Genomic DNA, 25,162 nt, shown 5'->3' with positions numbered 1-25,162 from the left:
TCGATGCCAGGCCGCCCAGCAGCCTGCCCTTCCCGCCCTGGGGCTGGTGCAGCAGGGTCGTGCCGACCTGGACCGCGATGCGACCGGCGATGACCGACATCGGCGCCAGCAGGGGCAGCTCGCCGCCGTCGAGCTCGACGGTTTCGAAGGCGATCGCGGTGAGACCGATCTCGAGAAGGCGCCGCGTCAGGGCAGGCGCCGCGGCCAGGTGCAGGTAGCAGAACAGCAGGTGGTCGCTGCGCAGGTGCGCCAGGTCGCCCTCGATGGGCTCCTTGACCTTGACGATCAACTGGCCGCGCGAATAGAGGGTCGAGGCATCGGCCGCGACGTGGACGCCCAGTGCTTCGTATTGCGCGTCGCTGAAGCCGCTGGCGGCACCGGCGCCCCGTTCGACCCACACCTCGTGGCCGCGCTGGACGAGGTCGCCCGCCGCCGCCGGCACCAGGGCGACGCGCCCTTCCAGTGTCTTGGTTTCACTGGGGATGCCGATGCGCATGGCGGATTCTCCTGTGCGGCCAGAAAAAAAGCCGCGACTGCGACGATCCGGCCGGGTGCATGGGCGCGCGGGACGCGCCCGGCGTGCGGGCCCGGAACACTGCTTCCCGGGACCTGCCTTGTTTTGCCCGGACGCCGCCTCCAAGCTATGGGCTCGATCACGGTCGTCCCGCCCGTCCGGCGTGGCCCGGCCCCGTGAGTGAGACCCATGCGCCAGAGCGCGCCCCAACAGGCCTTCATTATACCCATGAGCCCTTCCAAGCATGCCCGCCTCGTCATCCTCGGTTCCGGTCCGGCCGGCTGGACCTCCGCCGTCTATGCCGCGCGCGCCAACCTCAAGCCGGTCGTCATCACCGGCCTGCAGATGGGCGGCCAGCTCATGACCACCACCGAGGTCGACAACTGGCCGGGCGATGCCCATGGCCTGATGGGGCCGGACCTGATGGCGCGAATGCAGGCCCACGCGGAGCGTTTCGACACCGAGACCGTGTTCGACCACATCCACACCGCCGACCTGTCCCAGCGCCCTTTCAAGCTGGTCGGCGACAACGGCGAGTACACCTGCGACGCACTGATCATCTCCACCGGCGCGACCGCCAAGTACCTGGGCCTGCCCTCGGAAGAGGCCTTCAAGGGCCGCGGTGTCTCCGCTTGCGCGACCTGCGACGGCTTCTTCTACAAGGACCAGGACGTGGCGGTGATCGGCGGCGGCAACACGGCCGTCGAGGAGGCGCTCTACCTGTCCAACATCGCCCGCAAGGTCTACCTGGTGCACCGCCGCGACACGCTGCGCGCCGAGAAGATCATGCAGGACAAGCTGTTCGCCCGGATCGAGGCCGGCAAGATCGAGCCGGTCTGGCACCACGTCGTCGACGAGGTCCTGGGCAACGACGCCGGCGTCACCGGCATGCGCGTGCGCTCGGTGCTGGACGATTCCACCCGCGACATCGACGTGCACGGCTTCTTCGTGGCCATCGGTCATACCCCGAACACGGGTCTGTTCGAGGGCCAGCTGGACATGAGGAACGGCTACATCACCATCAGGACCGGCCTGGCCGGCGATGCCACCGCGACCAGTGTCCCAGGCGTCTTCGCCGCCGGCGACGTGGCCGACCAGGTCTATCGCCAGGCGATCACTTCGGCCGGCTTCGGCTGCATGGCCGCGCTGGACGCCGAACGCTTCCTGGAGAAGTAAGGGGCGCCGGCCGCGCGGCCGCGTGGACAAACTGCTCGCCAAGGAGCTGCTGTTCCACGGCAGCTACCTGGTCCTGCCACTGATCGCGTGGCTGGCCTGGCGCCTCCGCCGCCCGGGCCGGCGCGTGCCGGCCGCGCTGGTGCTCGCTGCGCTGCTGCTGTTCGCATGGGCGCGTTTCGTGGAACCGCAGATGCTCCGGGTCCGGGAAACGGTGCTTGCCGACACCGGCGCCCGCACCTCCATCGCGCTGGTCAGCGACATCCACCTGGGCGTCTACAAGGGCACCGCTTACCTGGAGCGCCTGGTCGATCGCCTTGACGCCCTCCCGGTCGACGCCGTGCTGATCGCCGGCGACCTGACCTACGAGCCGGGCGATGCTCCGCTCGCGACCATGTTCGCGCCGCTAGCCCGGATCCGGGTGCCCGTCTACGCGGTACTGGGCAACCACGACCAGCAGGCGCCCGGACCGGACATCGACGTCGAGCTCAGGAACGCACTGGCCGGACTGGGCGTGCAGGTGATCGAGGGACGCTTCGCCGGCGATGAACCGGGAATCCGCTGGGCCGGGCTCGGCGATCGCTGGGCCGGCAAGGACGATCCGGGCTTCCTTGCCGACAGCCCGGATCCGGCGCGCCCGACCGTCGTGCTGGCCCACAACCCCGACAGCGCGATCGACCTCTCGCCAGCCCAGGTGCGCCTCGTGGTGGCCGGGCACACCCATGGCGGGCAGATGCGCATCCCGCTGCTCTACCGCAAGGTGATTCCCAGCGCGATGGGTTTCGACCGGGGCGAGAGCTGGCTGCCCACGCCGCAGGGCCCCGTGCGCGTATTCGTCACCGCCGGCGTTGGCGAAGTCGGCCTGCCGATGCGCCTGTTCAACCCGCCCACGATCGACGTACTGCACCTCCAGCCCTGAGTCGCGCGCGCATCGGGGGGCCACCTGAAGACCGCGATCACCGCGCGATGCGCATACTGTGCGTCCGACCCCCGAGAGGCATGCCGTGGCCCTGACCGACAAATGGCTGTTCGTGCTGTCGCGCTACTCGCGGCGGATGTGGTTCCGGGCCTCGCTGTACGGGCTGCTGGGCATCGTGACGGCCCTGCTTGGCGTGGCCGCGAAACCGCTCATCCCGCCGGGCCTGGCCGGTTCGATCGGTGCCGGTTCGGTCGGCAACATCCTGGGCATCCTCGCCACGTCGATGCTCGCGGTCACCACCTTCTCGCTGGCGACGATGGTCTCGGCCTATGGCGCCGCTTCCAGCACGGCGACGCCGCGTGCGGCCAAGCTGCTGATCGAGGACACGACGGCGCAGGGCGCGCTGGCCACCTTCATTGGCGCCTTCCTGTTCTCGATTGTCGGCCTGATCGCCCTCAGCGCCGGCATCTATGGCGACAGCGGCCGGGTGCTGCTGCTGGCCGCGACCATCGGGGTGATCGTCCTGATCACGGTGACGCTGCTGCGATGGATCGAGCAGCTGTCTCGCTTCGGCCGGGTCGCGGAGACCATCAACCTGGTCGAAACCGCGACCCGTCGCGCCATGCAGCATCGCGCCCGCAAGCCCTGGCTGGGCGGTGCGCCCTGGCGGGCGCCGCCCGAGGACGCGATCGCGGTGGAGTCGACCCAGGTGGGCTACATCGAATACATCGACATGGCGCAGCTGGGGCAGTTCAGCGACGAGCACGACGTGGACATCCACCTCGAGGTCCTGCCCGGCTCCTTCGCGGTGCCCGGACGCCCGCTCGCGCGGCTCTCGGCCGACCTCGACGACCCCGCAACCGAGGCCTTCCGCAAGGCCTTCGTGGTCGGCGACTCGCGCACGTTCGAGAACGATCCCCGCTATGGACTGGTCGTGTTGACGGAGATTGCCGTGCGGGCGCTGTCGCCGGCCGTGAACGACCCGGGCACCGCGATCGACGTCATCGGTACGGTGGTCCGACTGTTCGCGGGCTGGGCACGGGGGCGCGCCAGCAAGGAGGACGAGGTCGAGGTGAGCCAGTCGCGCGTGTTCGTCCCCGCACTGCGCGAGTCCGACATGTTCGAGGACGTGTTCCCGGCCATCGCGCGCGACGGTGCCGGCATGCGCGAGATCGGCATCCGGCTGCAGAAGGCATTCGCCGCGCTCGACGACCTGGGCTTCGTCCATTTCGAGGACCCGATCCGCGAGCAGGCGTCCGCCGCCTGCCAGCGGGCGCTCGCGGCGATGGACTTCGAGCCCGACCGCGCGGCCGTGCTCGCGGCGAGCCGGCCGCGCCTGGTCGGCGACGTCCTGCCCGCACGGACCCGCAAGCCGGCATGACGCTCGAAGTCCGCTGGCTCGACGCCCTTTCCGGGGTCGAAGGGGAACATTGGGATGCGCTGCATGACGGCAGCAATCCCTTCGTCGGCCATGCCTTCCTCTCGGGGCTGGAATCCACCGGCTGCATACGCGCCGACTGGGGTTGGACGCCCCGGCACCTGACGCTGTGGGAGCGCGGCAGGCTCGTCGCCGCCGCGCCCGGTTACCTCAAGCACAACTCGCATGGGGAGTTCGTCTTCGACCATGCCTGGGCCCATGCCCACGCGCGAGCCGGGCTGGACTATTTCCCGAAGTACCTGTGCGCGGTGCCCTACTCGCCCGTCGGAGGGCCGCGCCTGCTCGCTGCGGACCCGGCGCATCGCCCCGCCCTTCTCGCGGCGATGACGGCCTGGTGCGAGCGGGAGGGGCTGTCCTCGGCCCACGTCAATTTCCACTCCGGGTCCGAGGCCGGGAGCTTCGGCCCGGACTGGCTGGCCCGCCACGACATCCAGTACCACTGGGAAAACCGCGACGGCTGGCGAGACTTCGACGACTTCCTGGCGGCGATGGACAGCAAGCATCGCAAGAACATTCGCCGCGAGCGCGCCCGCCTGGCCGCCTCGGGCGTGGCGTTCCGCGTCGTCCATGGCGACGAGGCGAGCGAGTCGGACCTCGCCTCGATGCACGCGCTCTACCTGCAGACCTTCGCCGAGTACGGCAACCACCCCGCGCTCAGCCTGGCGTTCTTCAGGCACCTGGCCCGGGCCCTGCCCCGGCACCTGGTGCTGGTCCTGGCCGACGTCGGCGCCGAGACCCTGGCCGGGGCCCTGTGCCTTCGTGGCGGCGATACCCTGTACGGCCGATATTGGGGATGCCACGCCACCCTGCCCGGCCTGCATTTCGAAACCTGCTATTACCAGGGCATTGAATATTGCCTGCGCGAAGGGTTGCGCCGGTTCGAGCCGGGCGCACAGGGCGAACACAAGTTGGCACGCGGCTTTCGTCCGCGCCTGGTCCACAGCCGGCACTGGATCGCCGACCCGGTCTTCCGCGACGCGCTGGCGGGCTGGTGCCGCGAGGAAAGCGAACTCGTGGAACAACACGCCGCCGCGCTGTCGCGACGGCTGCCCTTCAAGACCGACGATGCGCCCGCCTGAGCGAACCGCGCGATCGCCGGCCGGGGGATGTGCATGAACCGCCTGCCTTTCCTGCTCGACGCCGATCCGCATGCGCCCTTCCCGCCGGCCGGATTGGCGCTCGAGGAACCCAACGGCCTGCTGGCGGTCGGCGGCGACCTGTCCGTGCCGCGCCTGCTCAACGCCTACCGCCATGGCATCTTTCCCTGGTACTCGGCCGGCCAGCCGATCTTGTGGTGGTCGCCCGATCCGCGGGTGATGTTCTCCACCGCCTCGGGCGGCGTGCATCTCTCCCGGCGCTTCCGTCGCAGCCTGCGGGCCTCGGACTGGGTGGTGCGCGCCGACCACCGCTTCGAGGAGGTGGTCGGCGCCTGCGCGAGCTTGCCCCGCCCCGGCCAGGACGGCACCTGGATCACCGGTGAGATGCGCCGCGCGTATGGCGAGCTGCATCGCCTGGGCCATGCGCATTCGATCGAGGTCATGCAGGGCGAGCGGTTGGTTGGCGGCCTGTATGGCATCGCGGTCGGGCGGATGTTCTTCGGCGAGAGCATGTTCAGCGCGAGCCCGGGCGGCTCGAAAGTCGCGCTTGCCGCGCTCGCGCGCCGCCTCGGCGAGTGGGGCTGGCCGTGGCTTGACGCCCAGGTCACCAATCCCCACCTGCTGCGGATGGGCGCGGTGACCCGGCCCCGCGAGGCGTTCCTGAGGATCGTCGATGGCGAGGCGACGCGACCCGGGCGCGCCGGGCCCTGGCGCGACGACTTCGGCGTCCTGCCCGCGAACGCGTTCGCAGCGCCGGTCTAGGTCCTCGGCTCGCGACTGTCAACCTTTTCTTTGCGTGACCGGTACTTGCGTGGCACAATGCCCGGCTTGGCGGTTGCCTGCGGCTCGCCCGCCTCGGCAAATCCAGCCAGCCCCCCAGTCCCACCACGAGATTCCAGGAACCACATGGCCAAAGACGACGTGATCGAGTTCGAGGGCACGGTATCGGAAACCCTTCCGAACACCATGTTCCGCGTGCGCCTCGAAAACGGGCACGAGATCATTGCCCACATCTCCGGTCGCATGCGCAAGCACTACATCCGCATCCTGACCGGCGACCGCGTGAAGGTGGAAATGACGCCCTACGACCTGACCAAGGGCCGCATCACCTATCGCATGAAGTAATACGCGCAAGCTTATGATCTGGAAAGATATTCCAGGTCAACAAATGAAAAAGGCGGCCCTGGGGCCGCCTTTTTTCGTTGCGTCTTCCGCTGCTTATTCGACCGTCGCCGGCAGCAGTTTCTCCGGCTCGGGCTGGGCGTCGATGACCAGGGTGTCGTCCTTCACGTCGATGGTGACGCGCCCGCCTCCGGCCAGCTTGCCGAACAGGAGTTCGTCGGCGAGCGGGCGCTTGATCCGGTCCTGGATGACGCGGGTCATCGGCCGGGCGCCCATCAGCGGGTCGAAGCCATGCTGCGCCAGCCAGTCGCGCGCGCTCGGCGTGGCGCTCAGGCTGACCTGCTTTTCGTGCAGCTGGCTCTCGAGCTCGATCAGGAACTTGTCCACGACGCGCAGGATGTGCGCCATCTCCAGCGGCTGGAACTGCACCACCGCATCCAGGCGGTTGCGGAACTCCGGGCTGAAGCCCTTGCGGATCGCTTCCATGGCGTCGGTGGAGTGGTCCTGGCGGGTGAAGCCGATCGAGCGCCGCGAGGCCTGTGCGGCACCGGCGTTGGTGGTCATCACCACGATCACGTTGCGGAAATTCGCCTCGCGGCCGTTGGTGTCGGTCAGCACGCCGCGGTCCATGACCTGCAGCAGGATGTTGAAGATGTCCGGATGGGCCTTCTCGATCTCGTCGAGCAGCAGCACGCAGTGCGGGGTCTTGACGATCTTCTCGGTCAGCAGGCCGCCCTGGTCGAAGCCGACGTAACCCGGGGGCGCGCCGATCAGGCGGCTGACCGAATGCGACTCCATGTACTCGGACATGTCGAAGCGGACCAGCTCGATCCCCAACTGCAGCGCGAGCTGCTTGGTGACCTCGGTCTTGCCCACGCCGGTCGGGCCGGCGAACAGGAAGTTGCCGATCGGCTTGTCGGGATTGGCCAGGCCGGAACGCGCCAGCTTGATCGCCGAGGTCAGCGTCTCGATCGCCGGGTCCTGCCCGAAGATCACCATCTTCAGGTTGCGCTCCAGGTTGCGCAGCACGTCCTTGTCGGTGGCGCTGACCTGCTTGGCGGGGATGCGCGCCATCTTCGCCACGATCAGCTCGATCGTGTCCACGTCGATGAGCGCCTGCGGCTCGCGGTCGGGGAGCAGTTGCTGCCGGGCGCCGGCCTCGTCGATCACGTCGATCGCCTTGTCGGGCAACAGGCGGTCGCCGATGTGCTTGACCGAGAGGTCCACGGCGGCCTGCAGCGCGTCGTCGGTATAGAGCACGTCGTGGTGCTCCTGGTAGCGCGGGCGCAGGCCCTTGAGGATCTCCACCGCCTCGGCCACGGTCGGCTCGACGATGTCGATCTTCTGGAAGCGGCGGGCCAGGGCGCGGTCCTTCTCGAAGATCCCGCGGTATTCCTGGAACGTGGTCGACCCGATGCAGCGCAGGTCCCCGGAGGCCAGGGCCGGCTTGATCAGGTTGCTCGCGTCCATGGTGCCGCCGCTGGCCGAGCCGGCACCGATGATGGTGTGGATCTCATCGATGAAGAGGATCGCGTCGTCCTCGTTGCGGATCTGCTTGAGGACCGCCTTCAGCCGCTTCTCGAAGTCGCCCCGGTACTTGGTGCCGGCGACCAGCGCGCCGAGGTCGAGCGAATACACGGTCGCGCCCTTGAGCACGTCCGGGACCTCGCCGTTGACGATGCGCAGGGCCAGGCCCTCGGCGATCGCGGTCTTGCCCACGCCGGCCTCGCCGACGTAGAGCGGGTTGTTCTTGCGGCGCCGGCACAGGACCTGGATGGTCCGCTCGATCTCGTCGGCGCGACCGACCAGGGTGTCGATCCGGCCTTCGGTGGCCATCTTGTTGAGGTTGACGGCGAACTCGTCCAGCGGTTCGTTGCGCCCCTCGCCTTCGGTGCCCTCGGCGGGGGTGATCTCCTCGCCACCCTGCGAGGCGCCCTCCTCGTCCGCGCCATGCCGGGCGATGCCGTGGGAGATGTAATTGACGACGTCCAGCCGGGCGATGTCCTGCTGGCCCAGGTAATAGACGGCGTGGGAGTCCTTCTCGCCGAAGATGGCGACCAGCACGTTGGCGCCGGTCACTTCCTTCTTGCCGGAGGACTGCACGTGGTAGACGGCCCGCTGCAGGACGCGCTGGAAGCCCAGCGTCGGCTGGGTGTCGCGGTCCACATCCTCCGGAAGCACCGACACGGACGTGGCGATGGCCTGCTCCAGGTCGGAGCGGAGGCGGTGGAAATCCGCGCCGCAGGCCTTGAGCACGACTTCCGCCGAGGGGTTGTCGAGCAGCGCCAGCAGCAGGTGTTCCACGGTCATGTATTCGTGGCGCGCCTCGCGGGCGCGCTTGTAACACTGGCCGATGCTGAACTCGAGATCCTTGCTGAACATGGGAGGTGACCTCCTGAAGACTACTGCCATCCTAGATGGGGACGGGCGGGTGCTTTTCCATGCCCCCACGCGTGGCCTTGGACCGCCCGGGGTTCAGCTCGATGGACCTCTCCTCCTCCGCCGGAAAGGAACCCCTGTCTACGACCTTCCTCCCTTGTTTACCACGTCTTCCAGGACAGTTTTAGGCCTTTTCCATCGTGCACAGCAAGGGGTGCTGGTTGAGCCTTGAGTATTCGTTCACCTGGGCCACTTTCGACTCTGCCACCTCGCGGGTGAACACACCGCAGACGCCGCGCCCCCGGGTGTGGACGTGGAGCATGATCTGGGTCGCCTTCTCGATGTTCATCGGGAAGAAGCGCATGAGCACCTCCACCACGAAGTCCATGGGGGTGTAGTCGTCGTTGAGCAGCAACACCGAATACATGGGCGGGCGGGCGACCTCGGGACGGTCGGTCTCCACCAGGGCGCCATGCTGGTGCTCGTGGTCTGTGGGGTTGGGCATGCGGCGATTATACCGGGCCGTGGCGAGCGACCGCGGGCCCGCAGGGCGCATGGACGCATCCCGGATCGACCGGCACAATGCAAGCTCAATCAGTGCAACAACAGGGGGAACCACCGTGCGATCGATTTCCTTGCTCGTCTTGTTGGCCGTTGGCCTCGCCGGCGCCCCGGCCCACGCCCAGGACGCCCGGATCAAGCAGCAGCTCGACGCCATCGGCCACGACTACGAAGTCGACGACGACGGCGATTACAGGATGGTCTTCGAGACCGAGAACGGCCGCTCGCAGCTCGTTTTCGTCATTTCCAACGTCGAGCGTTACGGTAGCCACCAGGTTCGCGAGATATGGGCCCCGGCCTACCAGGCCCCCGGTGACGACTTCCCGGCCGTCGTCGCCAACAAGCTCCTGGAAGACTCCGAGGAGAACAAGCTAGGCGCCTGGGTCAAGCAGGGCGACATGGCCGTCTACGTGGTCAAGATCGATGCGCAGGCGTCCAACGATGCCCTGGACGATGCCATCGAATATGCCGTGAAGATCGCTGACCAGATGGAAATCGTGCTGACCGACGGCGACGACGAGTTCTGAGGCCGGCACCGGGATGAGCTACCGCGAAGGCCGCTTCTGGCAACCCGATGTCACCGTCGCCACGGTGGTCGCCGACGGCGGCCGCCTGCTGGTGGTGGAGGAGACGGTCGGCGGCAGGCGCGTGCTCAACCAGCCCGCCGGGCACCTGGAGCCGGACGAGAGCCTGCTTGAGGCGGCCCGGCGGGAGACCCTGGAGGAAACCGGCTGGGAGGTCCGCCTGACGGCCTTCGTCGGTGCCTACCAGTGGACCGCGCCCGCGGGCCCCGACGGCCGTGGAGGACGCCATTTCCTGCGTTTCGCGTTCGCCGCCGAACCGGTCGCGCACGATGCCGCCCGCCCGCTCGACGACGGTATCCTTCGCGCCGTGTGGATGACCCCGGCCGAGCTCCAGGCGCGTGCCGGCGAGCACCGCAGCCCCCTGGTCTGGCAGGCCGCCGCCGATTTCCTGGCCGGGCGGCGCCATCCGCTGGAGCTGCTGCAGGCGCTGCCATGAGCCGGGCGCGCGTCATCGTCGGCATGTCCGGCGGCGTCGATTCCTCGGTGACCGCGCTGAGGCTGCAGCAGGCGGGCGAGTCGATCGCCGGACTCTTCATGCAGAACTGGGCCGAGGAAGCTCCCCGCGACGGCGAGGCCGGGACCACCGGCCCCTGCCGCGCCGAGGAAGACCGGCGTGATGCGGTGGCGGTCTGCGGACGCCTGGGCATCCCCATCCATTTCCGCGACTTTTCCTTTGAGTACTGGGCCGGCGTGTTCGAGCACTTCCTGGCCGAGTACGCCGCCGGGCGCACCCCGAACCCGGACGTGCTGTGCAATCGCGAGATCAAGTTCAAGCACTTCCTCGACGCCGCCCGTGAGCTGGGGGCGGAGCGGATCGCCACCGGACACTACGCCCGCGTCGCGCTCGTGGACGGACGCCACCGCCTGCTCCGCGGCGTGGACCGCGGCAAGGACCAGAGCTACTTCCTGCACCAGTTGGGTCAGGACCAGCTGGCCTCGACCCTGTTCCCGCTCGGCGAGCTGCCCAAGAGCGAGGTCCGGCGCATGGCCGCCGAAGCGCGATTGCCGACCGCCGCGAAGAAGGACTCCACCGGCATCTGCTTTATCGGCGAGCGCGACTTCCGCGGCTTCCTGTCGCAGTACCTGCCCGCGCAGCCGGGCGAGATGCTCACGCCCGACGGACGCAGGGTCGGCGAACATCCCGGGGTGTTCTACTTCACCCTCGGCCAGCGCGAAGGCCTCAACATTGGCGGCGTCCGTGGCTTCGAACAGGCGCCCTGGTACGTCGTCGGCAAGGACGTGGCGCGCAACATCCTGTACGTCGACCAGGGCCATGACTCGCCCTGGCTGCTGTCCTCGATGCTGCACAGCGAGGTCGCGCACTGGATCGACGGTACCCCACCCGCGAAGGGCTTCGGCTGCACGGCGCAGACGCGTTACCGGCAGGCCGACCAGGACTGCGAGGTCGAGGTGCTGGACAATGGCCACCTGTCGGTGCGTTTCGCACATCCGCAACGCGCGGTGACCCCCGGCCAGTCGCTGGTCCTGTACGACGGCGACACCTGCCTGGGGGGCGCGGTGATCGCGTCCACCGATGCCCCTCTCGAATCACGAACGAGTGCTCCCGCCACATGAGTGAAACCCCCGACAACCCCATGTCCGACCGCGTCCTGGCGCTGGCGGGCCTGGTCCAGGCCCTGTCCCAGGTGCGTCGCATCGCCGACACCGGGCAGGCCAACACCGCCGCCCTGTCCACCGTGCTCGACTCGGTGTTCCGCATCGACGCGGAGTCGCCGGCCGAGGTCTACGGGGGCCGCCATGCCCTGATGCCCGGCCTTACCCTGCTGAAGGACTACTTCGAGGGGCGCAATGCCGATCCGCAACTGCCGCGCCTGGCGATGGCGGTCATGCAGCTGGAGCGGCGCTTCGTCCGCGACGACGAGATGGCCTCGCGCGTGCACCGCGACATCCTGGCACTGGGCGAGCGGGCACGCGCCGACGGCAGCACCCATCCGGACGTCATGGCCGCCCTGGGCACGCTGTACGCCGAAACCCTGAGCCACCTGCGACCGCGGGTGCTGGTGCAGGGCAACCCGCACTACCTGGGACAGGCCTCGGTGGTGGCGGAGGTGCGCGCGGCCCTGCTCGCCGCGGTCCGCTCGGCGGTGCTCTGGCGCCAGATGGGCGGCAGCCTGCTCGACTTCCTGCTGGCCAGGGGCCGCATGCGCGAGGCGGCGCACGGCGCCCTGCGCTGAGCCCGCCAGCGCGGGTCGAGAGGCATTTCGCCGGCCCGGAACGCAGGAAGCCCGGCGATGCCGGGCTTCCTGGTCTTGGGGTCCCGCCCTGGCTCAGGCGGTCACGGTGTCGGCCACGTCCTTGTAGTCCTGGATCTGGTCGAAGTTCATGTAGCGGTAGATCTCCTCGCCGTTGGCGTTGATCACCCCGATGTCGGCCATGTACTCGGCCTTGGTCGGGATGCGCCCCAGGCGCGAGCAGATCGCGGCCATCTCCGCCGACCCCAGGTAGACGTTGGAGTTGCGGCCCAGGCGGTTGGGGAAGTTGCGGGTGCTGGTGGAGAACACCGTGGCGCCCTCCTTCACCTGCGCCTGGTTGCCCATGCACAGGCTGCAACCGGGCATTTCCATGCGCGCGCCCGCACTGCCGAAGGTGCCGTAGTGGCCTTCCTTGGTGAGTTCGGCGGCGTCCATCTTGGTCGGCGGGGCCACCCAGAGCTTGGTCGGGATGTCGCGCTTGCCTTCCAGCAGCTTCGACGCGGCGCGGAAGTGGCCGATGTTGGTCATGCACGAGCCGATGAAGACCTCGTCGATGGTCGCGCCGGCGACCTCGGAGAGGGTCTTCACGTCGTCCGGATCGTTCGGGCAGGCCACGATGGGCTCGTGCACGTCCGCCAGGTCGATCTCGATGACCGCCGCGTACTCGGCATCGGCGTCGGCCTTGAGCAGCTGGGGATCGGCCAGCCAGGCCTCCATTGCCTTGATGCGGCGCTGCAGGCTGCGGGCGTCCTGGTAACCCTCGGCGATCATCCACTTGAGCAGGGTGATGTTCGAGTTGATGTACTCGATGATCGGTTCCTTGTCCAGGTGCACCGTGCAGCCGGCGGCGGAGCGCTCGGCCGAGGCGTCGGACAGCTCGAACGCCTGCTCGACCTTCAGGTCCGGCAGGCCCTCGATCTCGAGGATGCGGCCGGAGAAGATGTTCTTCTTGCCCTGCTTGGCGACGGTGAGCAGGCCCTGCTTGATGGCGTACAGCGGGATCGCGTTGACCAGGTCGCGCAGGGTCACGCCGGGCTGCATGCGGCCCTTGAAGCGCACCAGCACCGACTCGGGCATGTCCAGCGGCATGACGCCGGTGGCGGCCGCGAACGCGACCAGGCCCGAGCCGGCCGGGAAGGAAATGCCGACCGGGAAGCGCGTGTGCGAGTCGCCGCCGGTGCCGACGGTGTCGGGCAGCAGCATGCGGTTGAGCCAGCTGTGGATGACGCCGTCGCCCGGGCGCAGCGAGATGCCGCCGCGGTTGCTGATGAAGGCCGGCAACTCATGGTGGGTCTTCACGTCGACCGGCTTGGGATAGGCCGCGGTGTGGCAGAACGACTGCATCACCAGGTCGGCCGAGAAGCCCAGGCAGGCCAGGTCCTTGAGCTCGTCGCGCGTCATCGGGCCGGTGGTGTCCTGGCTGCCGACCGAGGTCATCCGCGGCTCGCAGTAGGTGCCCGGGCGCATGCCGCGGCCCTCGGGCAGCCCGCAGGCGCGTCCGACCATCTTCTGCGCCAGGGTGAAACCCTTGCCGCTGTCGGCCGGCTGCTGCGGCAGGCGGAACAGGGTCGACGCCGGCAGGCCGAGGGCCTCGCGGGCGCGGGCCGTCAGGCCGCGGCCGATGATCAGCGGGATGCGGCCACCAGCGCGCACCTCGTCGAACAGGACTTCGGACTTGACCTCGAATTCGGCGATGACCGCGCCGTCCTTGAGCGCCTTGCCTTCATAGGGACGCAATTCGACGACGTCGCCCATCTGCATCGCGTCGACGTCGAGCTCGATCGGCAGCGCGCCGCCGTCCTCCATGGTGTTGTAGAAGATCGGCGCGATCTTGCTGCCCAGGCAGACACCGCCGAAGCGCTTGTTGGGGATGTACGGGATGTCCTCGCCGGTCCACCACTGCACCGAGTTGGTCGCCGACTTGCGGCTCGAACCGGTACCGACGACATCGCCCACGTAGGCGATCGGATGGCCCTTGTCCTTGAGCGACTGGATGAAGGCGATCGGGCCGCGCTTGCCGTCTTCCTCCGGCTCGAACGCCGCGCCGTCGCGACGGTTCTTGAGCATCGCCAGCGCATGCATGGGGATGTCCGGACGGGTGGTCGCGTCGGGCGCCGGCGACAGGTCGTCGGTGTTGGTCTCGCCGGGCACCTTGAAGACCGTGACGGTCAGGCTCTCGGGGACTTCCGGCTTGCTGGTGAACCATTCGGCGTCGGCCCAGCTCTGCAGCACCGCGCGGGCGTTGGCATTGCCCTTGTCCGCCTTGTCCTTGACGTCGTGGAAGGCGTCGAACATCAGCAGGGTGTGCTTGAGCGCTTCCGCGGCGACGGGACCCAGGTCGGCGTCGTCGAGCAACTGCACCAGCGGATGGATGTTGTAGCCGCCGAGCATCGTGCCCAGCAGCTCGGTGGCGCGGCGGCGGTCGATCAGCGGGCAGGCCTCGGTGCCGAAGGCCACCGCGGCCAGGTAGCTCGCCTTCACCTGGGCGGCGTCGTCGACGCCCGCGGGCACGCGATGGGCGATCAGTTCCAGCAGGAAGTCGCCCTCGCCCTCCGGCGGGTTCTTCAGCAGTTCGATGACGTCGGCGGTCTGCTGTGCGGTCAGCGGCAGCGGGGGGATACCCAGTGCGGCGCGCTCGGCGACGTGGTGGCGGTAGGCTTCCAACATGGTGGCTCCGGCGTGGATGGTGGTACGGGGAAAAGAACGTGTGGGGGGACGCCGGTCTACTCGGTCGTCGGCACGATCAACTTCAGTCCCTTGAAGTAGTCGCGGTAAAAGGCATCGTCGCGGGTGATGAGCCCATTGCATTGCAGGAGCGCATGCGCGCCGATGAGGAAGTCGGGCACCGTCCGTGCGCGGGCGCCAGCAGCGCCGCCGCGCTGGCGGTAGCGCCGTTGCATCTCGCCCGCACGAAGCGCGGACTTGGCTTCCAGGGGGCTGAAACGGATGCTCATCTCCTCCAGCACCGCCAGCGCCTCGGAGCCGTCGCGCAGCGCGCTGCAGACCTCGGCCAGGGCGACTTCACTGATGACCACCGGCCCGGCGCTCAGGCACTGCCGCAGGCAGGCTTCGGCGGCATCCGCCTGCGGGCCGTCGGCCAGCAGGTCGACGAGCACGGAGGAATCGAGTGCGATCATGGGCTCAGTCCCCGTTGTCCAGGGGCTCGCCGGGGGCGCGGCCACGGATGGTCCGCATGGCGTCGTCGGTGGACTCGAAGCCGTCGAGGCGGAAGCGTCCGCGGGCCCGGGAGATGGCATCGTCGACGCTCTTGCGCAGCACGATGCGGCTGCCATCGAGCTCGACCTTGAGCACGGTCCCCTTGGTCAGGCCCAGGGCGTCCCGGACCGCTTTGGGCAAGGTGATCTGACCGCGTTCGGCAACCGTGGCTTCCATGGCGACCTCCTTGAAGTATGCACAAATTGTACATACTTGATGGTGCATACTCAACGTGTCGTCACATCCGCGGCGCTATCATTCCCGCAGCCAGAACCTGCATGGGGTCCCTCCCCGCCCGGTCGACGCCCGACGCCGCGAGCGCCGGGCTGCGGCCGCGCCCGACCCCCGCACCCGCCATCAGCATGACAAGGAGCCCCGGCCCATGAGCGATTCCTTTGCCACCCGAGCGAAACTCGACGTCAACGGCAAGTCCTACACCTATTTCAGCCTGCCGGGCCTGGGCAAGCAGTTCGACATCTCCCGGCTGCCCTACTCGATGAAGATCCTGCTCGAGAACCTGCTCCGCCACGAGGACGGCGGGCAGACGGTGGGCAAGGAACACATCGAGGCGGTCGCCCGCTGGGATGCGCGCAAGGAACCGGACACCGAAATCGCCTTCATGCCCGCGCGCGTGGTCCTGCAGGACTTCACCGGCGTGCCCTGCGTGGTCGACTTCGCGGCCATGCGCGATGCGGTGAGCAAGCTCGGCGGCAAGGCCAGCCAGATCAACCCCCTCATTCCCTCCGAGCTGGTCATCGACCACTCGGTGCAGGTGGACGTGTTCGGCCGCGCCGACGCGCTGGACCTCAACGGCAAGATCGAATTCGAGCGCAACATGGAGCGCTACAGCTTCCTGCGCTGGGGCCAGAAGGCCTTCGAGAACTTCAAGGTGGTGCCGCCCAACACCGGCATCGTGCACCAGGTCAACCTGGAGAACCTGGCGCGCGTGGTGGTCGAGCGCGACGTCGACGGCGAGCTGCTGGCCTTTCCGGACACCGTGTTCGGCACCGACAGCCACACCACCATGATCAACGGCATCGGCGTGCTCGGCTGGGGCGTGGGCGGCATCGAGGCGGAGGCCGCCATGCTCGGCCAGCCCTCCTCCATGCTCATCCCGCAGGTGGTCGGCTTCAGGCTGACCGGCAAGCTGCCCGAGGGCGCGACCGCCACCGACCTGGTGCTCACCGTCACCCAGATGCTGCGCGCGCTCGGCGTGGTCGGCAAGTTCGTCGAGTTCTTCGGCGAAGGCCTGCAACACCTGCCGCTGGCCGACCGGGCGACGATCGCCAACATGGCGCCCGAGTACGGCGCGACCTGCGGCATCTTCCCCATCGACGCCGAGGCGGTGCGCTACCTGCACCTGTCGGGGCGCAGCGACGAGCAGATCGCCCTGGTCGAGGCCTATGCCAAGGCCCAGGGCCTGTGGCACGAGCCGGGCGCGCCGGAAGCGGAATATTCCACCATCCTGGAACTGGACATGGGCGAGGTGAAGCCCTCGCTGGCCGGTCCCAAGCGCCCGCAGGACCGCGTGCTGCTGAGCGACATGCAGTCCAACTTCCGCGAGAACCTGACCGGCCTGGTCGCCAACCGCGCCCCGCGCAACGGCAAGGACCGGATGGACGCCGAGGGCGGGCACCAGCACCAGGCCGACCACCTGGCGGCGCCGCCGGTGTCGACCATCACCGTGCAGGAACAGGAAGCGGAACTGCGCGACGGCTCGGTCGTGATTGCCGCGATCACCTCCTGCACCAATACGTCCAACCCGGCGGTGATGCTCGGCGCGGGCCTGGTGGCGCGCAATGCCGCGAAACTCGGCCTGAAGGCCAAGCCCTGGGTCAAGACTTCGCTCGGGCCGGGCTCGCTGGTGGTGACCGACTACCTGAAGAAGGCCGGCCTGCTCGACGACCTCGAGAGCCTGGGCTTCTACGTGGTCGGCTATGGCTGCACGACCTGCATCGGCAACTCCGGCCCCCTGCCCGACCCGGTCTCCAAGGGCATCGCCGAGAACGACCTGGTGGTGGCCTCGGTGCTCTCGGGCAATCGCAACTTCGAGGGCCGCGTCCACTCGGAGGTCAAGATGAACTACCTGGCGTCGCCGCCGCTGGTGGTGGCGTACGCCATCGCCGGGACGATCGACATCGACCTGACCAACGACCCGATCGGCCAGGACAGCGACGGCAACGACGTCTACCTGCGCGACATCTGGCCGAGCAACAAGGAAATCGGCGACATGATCGCCGCGACCGTCGGCCCCGAGCTGTTCGCCCAGAACTACGCGGACGTGTTCAAGGGCGACACCCGGTGGAATCGCATCGCGTCGCTGGACGGCGAATCGTTCGCCTGGGACGAAGCTTCGACCTACATCAAGAACCCGCCCTACTTCGATGGCATGTCGATGGACGTCGGGACGATCGCCGACATCCACGGCGCCCGCTTGCTGGGCCTGTTCGGGGACTCGATCACCACCGACCACATCTCGCCGGCGGGCAACATCAAGAAGGATTCGCCCGCGGGCCGCTTCCTGCAGGGGCGCGGCGTGCAGCCGGCCGACTTCAACAGCTACGGCTCGCGCCGCGGCAACGACGACGTGATGGTCCGCGGCACCTTCGCCAACATCCGCATCAAGAACCTGATGCTGGGTGGCGAAGAAGGCGGCAACACCCTGTACCAGCCCGGCGGCGAGAAGATGGCGATCTACGACGCCGCGATGAAGTACAAGGCCGAGGGCGTGCCCCTGGTCGTGCTGGCGGGCAAGGAGTACGGCACCGGTTCATCGCGCGACTGGGCCGCCAAGGGGACCAACCTGCTCGGGGTGAAGGCGGTCGTGGCCGAGAGCTTCGAGCGCATCCACCGCTCCAACCTCGTCGGCATGGGCGTGCTGCCGCTGCAGTTCAAGGACGGCGACAGCATCGCGTCCCTCGGCCTCGACGGCAGCGAGACCTTCGACATCAGCGGCCTGGACGACGGGGCGGCGAAGACCGCGACGGTCGTCGCCCGCAAGGCCGACGGCAGCGAGACCCGCTTCGAGGTCCGCGTGCTGCTGCTGACGCCGAAGGAAGTCGAGTACTTCCGCCACGGCGGCATCCTGCACTACGTGCTGCGTCAGCTCGCCGCGAAGAAAGCGGCCTGAGTGTCCCGCGAAGGGCGGAAGCCCGGCCCGCCGCGCTGCGGCGGGCGTTCGGGGCGAAGTCCCCTTGCCGGGTGGCCTCAGCGCCGGCCCGACCAGTCGACGCTGGTCAAGCGCCACTCTCCGTCCTCGAGGCGCCAGCCGCTGTCGACCTGGTAGGCCCGGACGCTCTCGGGCAACAGTTGCCCGCCGCCCCCCGTCAGCAGGGCCTCAAACCGGACCGTGGCATGCGAACCGCTGATCTCGGTCCGGGCGGGCCCCAGGGTGACGCCGACGTCACGATAGCGCAGGAACATCAGTGCGGCCATGCGCCGGGCGGCATCCCGGTCCATGGCGTCGGGACCGATGAAGTCCTCGGCGAGCCGGTCTTCGATGGCCCCCGCATCGCGGGCCTCGATGGCCTCGCCGAGCAAGTCGACCGCCTGCCGGAGCCTGGCTTCCGGGGTCTCCCGGCTACAGCCCGCAAGGGCGATCACCGACAGCAGGAGCAGGCACGTCAACAGCCATCGGAAAGGTGCGTGCGTGGATGTCGAGCACTTCATCATGGAGGGTCTCGTCCGGGATTCGAAGGGACGGCAGCCTCGCGCGGCGGCAATGCAACCGATGCTGCACTCTACCTTGCCACCCCATGGGGCGTATGCTCCAATCGATGCCCAACGTACGCTGGCGCATCCCTGTGTGATCCGCGCTGGTCGGCGGCACGCAAGCGGCAAACACTGTGGATAGGGGAGTGCCAATGAGTTCAGATCGTCCTTGGTTTCAGCAGTATCCGGAGGGCATTCCACGCGAGATCGACGTCGACGAATTCCCGTCCGTCGTCTCGGTGCTGGAAAACGCCATCGACAACTACAGGGCGCGCCCGGCCTTCTCCAACCTCGGCAAGACGCTCACCTATGCCGAGATCGACGAACTCAGCCGGCAGTTCGCCGCCTACCTGCTGGGCGAGCTGAAGCTCAAGAAGGGCGACCGGGTGGCGATCATGCTGCCGAACTGCCTGCAGTACCCCATCGCGACCTTCGGCGTGCTCCGCGCGGGCCTGACGGTGGTCAACACCAACCCCATGTACACCGCCCGCGAACTCCGCCACCAGCTGGTCGACTCCGGCGCGAGCGTGGTGCTGGTGCTGGACAACTTCGGCGACACCGTCCAGGAGGTGGTGCGCGACACCCCGGTCAAGCAGGTGATCACGACCGGCCTGGGCGACATGCTCGGCTTCCCGAAGGGCAACATCGTCAATTTCGTGCTCAAGTACGTCAAGAAGATGGTGCCGGAGTACAACATCCCCGGGGCGGTCCGATTCCGCGCCACCCTGGAGGCCGGTCGCCGTCACGAACTGCCCACCGTCGAGATCGCGCCGTCCGACATCGCCTTCCTGCAGTACACCGGCGGCACCACGGGTGTCGCCAAGGGCGCCATGCTGACCCACCGCAACCTGGTCGCGAACATGCAGCAGTCCGCGGCGTGGGTGGGGACCAACGTGCGTTACGGCGAGGAGGTGATCATCACCGCCCTGCCGCTGTACCACATCTTCGCGTTGACGGCGAACGGCCTGGTGTTCATGAAGTTCGGCGGGCTCAACCACCTCATCACCAACCCGCGCGACATGCCGGGCTTCGTCAAGGAGCTCAAGAGCGTGCCGTTCACGGCCATCACGGGCGTCAACACCCTGTTCAACGGATTGCTGAACACGCCGGGCTTCGACGAGATCGACTTCTCCCGGCTGCACCTCACCCTGGGTGGCGGCATGGCCGTGCAGCGCTCGGTGGCCGAACGCTGGAAGAAGGTCACCGGCGTCACCCTGGTCGAGGCCTATGGACTGACCGAGACCTCGCCGGCGGCCTGCATCAACCCCATGGACCTGAAGGACTACAACGGCGCCATCGGCCTGCCGATCCCGTCCACCGACGCCTGCATCAAGGACGAGGACGGCAACGTGTTGCCGGTCGGCGAAGTCGGCGAGCTCTGCATCAAGGGGCCCCAGGTCATGAAGGGCTACTGGAACCGCCCCGAGGAAACGGCCAACGTGCTCGACCCCGAAGGCTGGCTGCACACCGGCGACATGGCCCGGATGGACGAACAGGGTTACTTCTATATCGTGGACCGCAAGAAGGACATGATCCTGGTCTCGGGCTTCAATGTGTACCCCAACGAGGTCGAGGACGTGATCGCGTCGATGCCGGAGGTGCTGGAAGTGGCGGCGGTGGGCGTCCCCGACGAGCATTCAGGCGAGGTCGTGAAGGTGGTCATCGTGAAGAAGGACCCCGGGCTGACCGAGGACCAGGTGAAGGCCCATGCCCGCGAAAACCTGACCGGGTACAAGCATCCGCGCATCGTGGAGTTCCGCAGCGAGCTGCCCAAGACCAACGTGGGCAAGATCCTGCGCCGGGAACTGAGGGACGAAAGCCCCCGCTGACGGCCCCGGGCGGGGCCACAAGCGGCAATCCGGACCCCCTCCCCGTGGAGGGGGTCTTTATTTGTCCGGGTGTACGATCGTCGTGCAGGCGCCACTGCCTGCTTATGACTCCGGAGTCAAGCCATGAACATGCCCGTCCGTCTCCATGCCGAGGCCATCCCCTCCCTGGCTCGCCACGTGGTCGAGCCGACCAGTGGTGCCCACTGGTGCCACATGCATGCCGACGCCCCCAGTGTCTACCACCCCTGCTTCTCCCAGCGCCTCTTGCGCGACCTGAAACGCACCCAGGAGAGCATCCGCAGCGAGATCGCGACGGCCACCGCGTTGCGCGACGCCGGTGGCATCCAGCACCTGGTGCTGGCCTCCGACAGCGATGTATTCAACCTGGGCGGCGACCTGTCGCTGTTCGCCCGCCTGATCCGCTCGGGCGACCGCGGCGCCCTTCTCGATTACGCCAAGCTGTGCGTCGAGGTGGCCTACAACTTCCATCGCCTGTACGACGACCGCGTTCACAGCATCGCGCTCATCCAGGGCGACGCCCTGGGCGGCGGCTTCGAGGCGGCCCTGTGTTGCCATACCATCATCGCCGAGGAAGGCACCGGCATGGGCTTTCCCGAGGTGCTGTTCGACCTGTTCCCCGGCATGGGCGCCTATACCTTCCTGACCCGACGCGTGAGCCCGGCGCAGGCAGAGCGGATGATGCTCGATGCGCGCGTCTACCCGGTCGAGGAGCTGCTGGAGATGGGCGTCGTCGACCGCGTCGTCCCGCGCGGCGAAGGCATCATGGCCGTGCAGGAGACCATCCGCCGCCAGCGCCGCATGGGCAATGCCCTGCGGGCGATGAACACTGTCCGGCATGCCTGCAACCCGGTCAAGCTTGACGAGCTGCTGGCCGTCACCACCGAGTGGGTGGACGCGGCGATGCGCCTGGACGATCGTGCGCTGCGCACGATGGAACGGCTGATCCGGGCCCAGCAGAGGCGCGCCGACCAGGAAGCGCAGGCCCGCAGCGTCCAGAATGCTTGAGGACGCCAGTACGAGCAGGCGTCCAGGGGAAAGAGAGGGCCAGGGGTGAGCGGAGCCGAGGGGGGCGGCTCCAGAGTGGCCAGGGCGAACGCGTAGGCGCGCGCAACGACCTCAGCTGAGGTCGGGCGTGTCCTTGTTCCGCGTCGCGCGGGTCAGGCGCACGACTTCCTGGCGGCTGATGCGGTCCACCGATTCGAGCTGCGAGGCGAGCTCAGCCACGACCTTGGCCTGCTCGCGGTGGAGCACGTCGTCGCTGGCGCGCATGATGCCCGAGCACCGTTCGGCGATCGAATGTGCGCCCAGGTTCTCGGCGATGCCCTTGTAGGCATGCGCGACTTCGCGGAACGCGGCCCAGTCCTGGTCCGTGCCGGCCTTGGCCAGTTCGGCCTGGCAGCCCGTTGCGTCCTTGAGGCACTGCTCGACGAAATCGCGAAGGAAGGCCTCGCCCAGGCCCATGTCGGCAAGCTCTTCCAGCACCGCGGGGTTGGTCACCGGCGTGCTGACGTCACTGATGGCCCGCACGTTCGGCAGCGAACTCGAATCCATGACCTCGGCGATGGTCTTGAGCAGCCGGTCGACCACGATGGGCTTGGTCAGGAAGGCATTGGCGCCCGCCTCGCTCGCCGCCTCGGAGGCCTGCAGGGTGGCGTCTGCACTGAGGATGATCGACGGCGTCCGCTTCTGGCTTCGCGCTTCCATGAAGCGCAACTGGCGGATGACATCCAGGCCGCTGAGCTGCGGCATGTGCATGTCCAGCACGATCAGCTCGTAACCGCCCTGCTCCAGTTCGTCCAGCGCCTGTTCGCCGTCGTTGACCATGTGCACGCGATGGCCGGCGCGCTCGAGGAGCCGTGCCAGCACCGTGCGGTTCGCGGCCTGGTCGTCCGCGATGAGGATGCGCAGGCTCCGCACCCGCATGCGGTGGCGGATGAAGGGATCGTCGAAGGAAATGATCTTGTTGCCGTCGACTGCTTCACCGGCATCCTCGTGGTTGTCCGCGTCCTGCAACTGCAACGGCAGGTCCACCCAGAAGCGGCTGCCGCCGTCTGGGTTGGGTTCCAGCCCGATCTGGCCACCGAGCAGCTGGGTGAGCGTCTTGGCGATCGTCGTGCCCAGGCCGGTGCCGCCGAATCGCCGGGTCGGCCCGCTGTCGACCTGCTCGAAGGCGAGGAAGATGCGCTGGGCGTCCTCGCCGGCAATGCCGATGCCGGTGTCGGTCACCGCGAACCGCAGGCGCACCTCGTCCTGGACTGGATCGGAAAGCTTGGAGATGCCCAGCGAGACGCCACCCTCCTCGGTGAACTTGATGGCGTTGTGCAGCAGGTTGAGCAGGATCTGGGTCAAGTGGGCGGCGTCGCCGTGCAGGCGCACCGGCACGTCCGCGTCCATGTCCATCCGCAGCGACAGCCCCTTCGAGGCGGCCATCGGCTGCAGCATCTTCTGGATGCGGTGGACGAGTTCCTGGAGGTTGAAGTCGGCGTCGCGCCGCTCGAGCTTGCCCGCCTCGATCGCCGAGATGTCCAGCACGTCGTTGACCAGCAACAGCAGCGATTGCGCCGACGTGTGGATGACGTCGGCGTACTCGCGCTGTTCGGGCGCCAGTCGGGTGCCGTGCAGCAGTTCGGCCATGCCGATGATGCCGTTGAGCGGCGAACGCAGTTCGTGGCTCATGTTGGCCAGGAACCGGGTCTTGGCCTCGTTGGCCCGCTTGGCCTCGGCGGTGGCGCGGTGCAGGTTGCTCAGCAGGGACGACAGGTAGGCCGGGATGGCGATGACGCCCAGCAGCAGTCCGGTGGCGAGGTACGGCTGGTCGCGCCAGTACTCGGTGCCGAGGATCACGGTCAGGAAGGCGCCACAGGCCAGGACCGCCGCTGAATAGAGATAGGTGGTCCCGAAGCGCAGGCCGTTGCCGATCGTCACCCACAGGATGATCACGTAGAGCGGCGCGAGCGTCGGCGCCGAGAGTGACATCAGGATGGCAAGCGTGGAGTAGTCGCCCAGCATGCCAATCCAGCGCCGGATATGGGACACGCCCGGCCGCAGCACGATCGCGACCAGCAACAGGAAGCCGATGGTCGCCTCGGCCAGCATCACCACCAGCATGGTCCGGTAGATCCCGCGGTCGTCGGATGCGCTCTGCAGGAACAGCAGGTAGCCGACGATCAGGCAGGCGATCGCCAGGCGCACCATGGCCTGGGCATGCTCGGAGTCCGGTCGCTTGGCCAGGCGCTGTCTCAACAGGTCGAACATGACGGCCTCAACTCGTGCCGGGTCGAACCGATCCGGCGGCATAACGCTTGCACACGTCATCCAGGCGGGTACGGCTCCTGAGCAGCGCGTCCACGCACTGCGGGTCGAACAACCGGCCGCTCTGCTCGACCAGGTACTGCAGGGTGGCGTCGATGTCCCAGGGCTCCTTGTAGGGCCGGGGCGAGATCAGTGCGTCGAAGACATCGGCGACGGCGACGATGCGGGCCTCGAGCGGGATCTCCTCGCCCACCAGCGCGTCGGGGTAGCCGCTGCCGTCGAAGCGCTCGTGGTGGCGCAGGGCGATGGTCGCGGCGATCTGGATGAAGCGGTTCTGGCTGCCGCTGAGCAGTTCGTGGCCGATCTTGGGATGCCGGCGCATGATCTTCATCTCGTCGGGCGTCAGCGGACCGGGCTTGAGCAGGACCGAGTCGGGGATCGCGATCTTGCCGATGTCGTGCAGCGGCGCGGCCATCTCGATCATCCGCACCTCGTCCTCGAACATGCCCAGCTGCTCGGCCACCAGGCCGGCGATGTGCGACATGCGCTCGAGGTAGACGCTGGTGCCGGTGTCGCGGTACTCGATGGCCCGGGCCAGGCGCTGCAGCGTCTCGCGCTCGCGCTCCTCGACCTCGTGCATGCTCGCCAGCAGGCGCTGCTCCAGCGACAGTGCGCGTTGCTTGACGGTCTCCGACTGCTGCCGCAGCTGCAGCAGGTTGCGGCAGCGGGCGCGCAGCTCGCGGGGCCGTACCGGCTTGACCAGGAAGTCGATGACCCCGGCGTCGAGTGCCGCCTGGCGGATCGGCTCGTCACCGACCACGGTGACCAGGATGATGGGGATGTCGCGATGCAGCGGCTGCCGCCGGAACCGGCGCGCGAACTCCAGGCCGTCGATCCCGGGCATCCGGTAGTCGAGCAGCAGCAGGTCCGGGTGGTTGGACTCGCACCAGGCCAGCCCGCCCTCGGCCTCACCGAAGTCATGCACCGTCAATTCGGGCGCGATGTCCTCGATGATGTGGCGCAGCATCGTGCGCGCCGAAGTCTGGTCGTCGACGATTACTACATTCACGCACAGTCCCGTATGCGACGCCGCGCTTGGCACGGCAATGAGCTGAGGATACCCCGCTGGCGCC

At 68.1% G+C, this 25,162-nt stretch carries 22 protein-coding genes; 13 read left to right on the top strand and 9 right to left on the bottom strand.

Going from position 1 to position 25,162, the window contains the following annotated elements; all coding sequences use genetic code 11:
- Positions 1 to 496 (bottom strand): Rossmann-fold NAD(P)-binding domain-containing protein (locus FKV25_RS11540; protein ID WP_484177347.1); only part of this gene is annotated, 496 nt, incomplete at its 3' end.
- A gap of 246 nt (positions 497 to 742) precedes the next feature.
- Between FKV25_RS11540 and trxB the strand changes: the two genes are divergently transcribed.
- The 6 genes from trxB (at position 743) to infA (ending at position 6,266) form a co-directional block, all read left to right on the top strand.
- Positions 743 to 1,690, top strand: a complete 948-nt coding sequence (gene trxB / locus FKV25_RS11535; protein WP_141518950.1) for a thioredoxin-disulfide reductase — start codon at positions 743 to 745, stop codon at positions 1,688 to 1,690.
- 22 nt (positions 1,691 to 1,712) lie between these two features.
- Entirely contained in the window at positions 1,713 to 2,606 is an 894-nt protein-coding gene (locus FKV25_RS11530) for a metallophosphoesterase (protein ID WP_141518949.1), read from the top strand.
- Between the two features lie 85 nt (positions 2,607 to 2,691).
- Positions 2,692 to 3,987: a DUF2254 domain-containing protein gene (locus tag FKV25_RS11525; RefSeq protein ID WP_246072064.1), complete on the top strand. Its 1,296-nt coding sequence runs from the start codon at positions 2,692 to 2,694 to the stop codon at positions 3,985 to 3,987.
- On the top strand, positions 3,984 to 5,123 hold the full coding sequence (locus tag FKV25_RS11520; protein ID WP_141518948.1) for a GNAT family N-acetyltransferase: 1,140 nt from the start codon (positions 3,984 to 3,986) through the stop codon (positions 5,121 to 5,123). Before FKV25_RS11525 ends, FKV25_RS11520 begins: the two co-directional genes overlap by 4 nt.
- A 33-nt stretch (positions 5,124 to 5,156) precedes the next feature.
- Complete coding sequence (gene aat, locus FKV25_RS11515) at positions 5,157 to 5,903, top strand: leucyl/phenylalanyl-tRNA--protein transferase (RefSeq protein WP_141518947.1); 747 nt, start codon at positions 5,157 to 5,159, stop codon at positions 5,901 to 5,903.
- A gap of 144 nt (positions 5,904 to 6,047) precedes the next feature.
- Positions 6,048 to 6,266 carry a translation initiation factor IF-1 gene (infA, locus tag FKV25_RS11510; RefSeq protein ID WP_027068842.1) on the top strand — a complete coding sequence of 73 codons (219 nt, stop codon included), beginning with the start codon at positions 6,048 to 6,050 and terminating at the stop codon, positions 6,264 to 6,266.
- A gap of 93 nt (positions 6,267 to 6,359) precedes the next feature.
- On the opposite strand, the gene clpA is transcribed toward infA, so the two are convergent.
- Entirely contained in the window at positions 6,360 to 8,645 is a 2,286-nt protein-coding gene (gene clpA, locus FKV25_RS11505) for an ATP-dependent Clp protease ATP-binding subunit ClpA (RefSeq protein WP_141518946.1), read from the bottom strand.
- Between the two features lie 181 nt (positions 8,646 to 8,826).
- Positions 8,827 to 9,147: an ATP-dependent Clp protease adapter ClpS gene (clpS, locus tag FKV25_RS11500; protein WP_141518945.1), complete on the bottom strand. Its 321-nt coding sequence runs from the start codon at positions 9,145 to 9,147 to the stop codon at positions 8,827 to 8,829.
- A 130-nt stretch (positions 9,148 to 9,277) separates the two neighbouring features.
- Between clpS and FKV25_RS11495 the strand changes: the two genes are divergently transcribed.
- From FKV25_RS11495 to FKV25_RS11480, 4 genes are read left to right on the top strand one after another with little or no spacing between them, the layout of a single operon-like run.
- Entirely contained in the window at positions 9,278 to 9,730 is a 453-nt protein-coding gene (locus FKV25_RS11495) for a hypothetical protein (protein WP_246072063.1), read from the top strand.
- Positions 9,731 to 9,743: 13 nt separating this feature from the next.
- A complete protein-coding gene (locus tag FKV25_RS11490) occupies positions 9,744 to 10,223 on the top strand; it encodes an NUDIX hydrolase (protein ID WP_141518943.1) in 480 nt (159 codons plus the stop codon).
- The gene (gene mnmA / locus FKV25_RS11485) at positions 10,220 to 11,362 is read left to right on the top strand and encodes a tRNA 2-thiouridine(34) synthase MnmA (protein WP_141518942.1); all 1,143 of its coding nucleotides are present in this window, start codon (positions 10,220 to 10,222) and stop codon (positions 11,360 to 11,362) included. The genes FKV25_RS11490 and mnmA overlap by 4 nt, the downstream gene beginning before the upstream one ends.
- A gap of 20 nt (positions 11,363 to 11,382) precedes the next feature.
- Positions 11,383 to 11,982 (top strand): lysogenization protein HflD, encoded by a 600-nt coding sequence (locus tag FKV25_RS11480; protein ID WP_141518954.1) that lies wholly within the window; start codon positions 11,383 to 11,385, stop codon positions 11,980 to 11,982.
- A gap of 93 nt (positions 11,983 to 12,075) precedes the next feature.
- On the opposite strand, the gene FKV25_RS11475 is transcribed toward FKV25_RS11480, so the two are convergent.
- Genes FKV25_RS11475 through FKV25_RS11465 form a run of 3 tightly spaced genes read right to left on the bottom strand, consistent with a single transcriptional unit; the run spans position 12,076 to position 15,393 of the window.
- The gene (locus FKV25_RS11475; protein WP_141518941.1) at positions 12,076 to 14,667 is read right to left on the bottom strand and encodes a bifunctional aconitate hydratase 2/2-methylisocitrate dehydratase; all 2,592 of its coding nucleotides are present in this window, start codon (positions 14,665 to 14,667) and stop codon (positions 12,076 to 12,078) included.
- Between the two features lie 56 nt (positions 14,668 to 14,723).
- The gene (locus tag FKV25_RS11470; protein ID WP_141518940.1) at positions 14,724 to 15,137 is read right to left on the bottom strand and encodes a type II toxin-antitoxin system VapC family toxin; all 414 of its coding nucleotides are present in this window, start codon (positions 15,135 to 15,137) and stop codon (positions 14,724 to 14,726) included.
- A 4-nt stretch (positions 15,138 to 15,141) separates the two neighbouring features.
- Positions 15,142 to 15,393, bottom strand: a complete 252-nt coding sequence (locus FKV25_RS11465; protein ID WP_141518939.1) for an AbrB/MazE/SpoVT family DNA-binding domain-containing protein — start codon at positions 15,391 to 15,393, stop codon at positions 15,142 to 15,144.
- 205 nt (positions 15,394 to 15,598) lie between these two features.
- Here FKV25_RS11465 and acnA point away from each other — a divergent pair, with 205 nt between their 5' ends.
- Positions 15,599 to 18,346, top strand: a complete 2,748-nt coding sequence (gene acnA / locus FKV25_RS11460) for an aconitate hydratase AcnA (RefSeq protein WP_141518938.1) — start codon at positions 15,599 to 15,601, stop codon at positions 18,344 to 18,346.
- 77 nt (positions 18,347 to 18,423) lie between these two features.
- Here the strand turns inward: acnA and FKV25_RS11455 are convergent, their stop codons facing one another.
- The gene (locus FKV25_RS11455; RefSeq protein WP_170218623.1) at positions 18,424 to 18,843 is read right to left on the bottom strand and encodes a DUF4440 domain-containing protein; all 420 of its coding nucleotides are present in this window, start codon (positions 18,841 to 18,843) and stop codon (positions 18,424 to 18,426) included.
- 236 nt (positions 18,844 to 19,079) lie between these two features.
- Between FKV25_RS11455 and FKV25_RS11450 the strand changes: the two genes are divergently transcribed.
- Complete coding sequence (locus tag FKV25_RS11450) at positions 19,080 to 20,756, top strand: long-chain fatty acid--CoA ligase (protein WP_141518936.1); 1,677 nt, start codon at positions 19,080 to 19,082, stop codon at positions 20,754 to 20,756.
- 123 nt (positions 20,757 to 20,879) lie between these two features.
- Entirely contained in the window at positions 20,880 to 21,782 is a 903-nt protein-coding gene (locus tag FKV25_RS11445) for a crotonase/enoyl-CoA hydratase family protein (RefSeq protein WP_141518935.1), read from the top strand.
- 111 nt (positions 21,783 to 21,893) lie between these two features.
- Here the strand turns inward: FKV25_RS11445 and FKV25_RS11440 are convergent, their stop codons facing one another.
- Positions 21,894 to 24,032: a hybrid sensor histidine kinase/response regulator gene (locus FKV25_RS11440; protein WP_170218622.1), complete on the bottom strand. Its 2,139-nt coding sequence runs from the start codon at positions 24,030 to 24,032 to the stop codon at positions 21,894 to 21,896.
- A gap of 7 nt (positions 24,033 to 24,039) precedes the next feature.
- A complete protein-coding gene (locus FKV25_RS11435; RefSeq protein WP_281286228.1) occupies positions 24,040 to 25,137 on the bottom strand; it encodes an HD domain-containing phosphohydrolase in 1,098 nt (365 codons plus the stop codon).
- Positions 25,138 to 25,162 lie beyond the last annotated feature (25 nt).

Origin of the sequence: Marilutibacter aestuarii (assembly GCF_006546775.1) — a bacterium.
Classification (GTDB): domain Bacteria; phylum Pseudomonadota; class Gammaproteobacteria; order Xanthomonadales; family Xanthomonadaceae; genus Marilutibacter; species Marilutibacter aestuarii.
This window is presented reverse-complemented; position numbering and strand designations above follow the sequence as displayed.

Coding starts and splice junctions, on each gene's coding strand:
- trxB (WP_141518950.1), top strand. CDS start 743: ATGAGCCCTTCCAAGCATGCCCGCCTCGTCATCCTCGGTTCCGGTCCG.
- FKV25_RS11520 (WP_141518948.1), top strand. CDS start 3,984: ATGACGCTCGAAGTCCGCTGGCTCGACGCCCTTTCCGGGGTCGAAGGG.
- aat (WP_141518947.1), top strand. CDS start 5,157: ATGAACCGCCTGCCTTTCCTGCTCGACGCCGATCCGCATGCGCCCTTC.
- infA (WP_027068842.1), top strand. CDS start 6,048: ATGGCCAAAGACGACGTGATCGAGTTCGAGGGCACGGTATCGGAAACC.
- clpA (WP_141518946.1), bottom strand. CDS start 8,645: ATGTTCAGCAAGGATCTCGAGTTCAGCATCGGCCAGTGTTACAAGCGC.
- clpS (WP_141518945.1), bottom strand. CDS start 9,147: ATGCCCAACCCCACAGACCACGAGCACCAGCATGGCGCCCTGGTGGAG.
- FKV25_RS11490 (WP_141518943.1), top strand. CDS start 9,744: ATGAGCTACCGCGAAGGCCGCTTCTGGCAACCCGATGTCACCGTCGCC.
- mnmA (WP_141518942.1), top strand. CDS start 10,220: ATGAGCCGGGCGCGCGTCATCGTCGGCATGTCCGGCGGCGTCGATTCC.
- FKV25_RS11480 (WP_141518954.1), top strand. CDS start 11,383: ATGTCCGACCGCGTCCTGGCGCTGGCGGGCCTGGTCCAGGCCCTGTCC.
- FKV25_RS11475 (WP_141518941.1), bottom strand. CDS start 14,667: ATGTTGGAAGCCTACCGCCACCACGTCGCCGAGCGCGCCGCACTGGGT.
- FKV25_RS11470 (WP_141518940.1), bottom strand. CDS start 15,137: ATGATCGCACTCGATTCCTCCGTGCTCGTCGACCTGCTGGCCGACGGC.
- FKV25_RS11465 (WP_141518939.1), bottom strand. CDS start 15,393: ATGGAAGCCACGGTTGCCGAACGCGGTCAGATCACCTTGCCCAAAGCG.
- acnA (WP_141518938.1), top strand. CDS start 15,599: ATGAGCGATTCCTTTGCCACCCGAGCGAAACTCGACGTCAACGGCAAG.
- FKV25_RS11450 (WP_141518936.1), top strand. CDS start 19,080: ATGAGTTCAGATCGTCCTTGGTTTCAGCAGTATCCGGAGGGCATTCCA.
- FKV25_RS11445 (WP_141518935.1), top strand. CDS start 20,880: ATGAACATGCCCGTCCGTCTCCATGCCGAGGCCATCCCCTCCCTGGCT.
- FKV25_RS11440 (WP_170218622.1), bottom strand. CDS start 24,032: ATGTTCGACCTGTTGAGACAGCGCCTGGCCAAGCGACCGGACTCCGAG.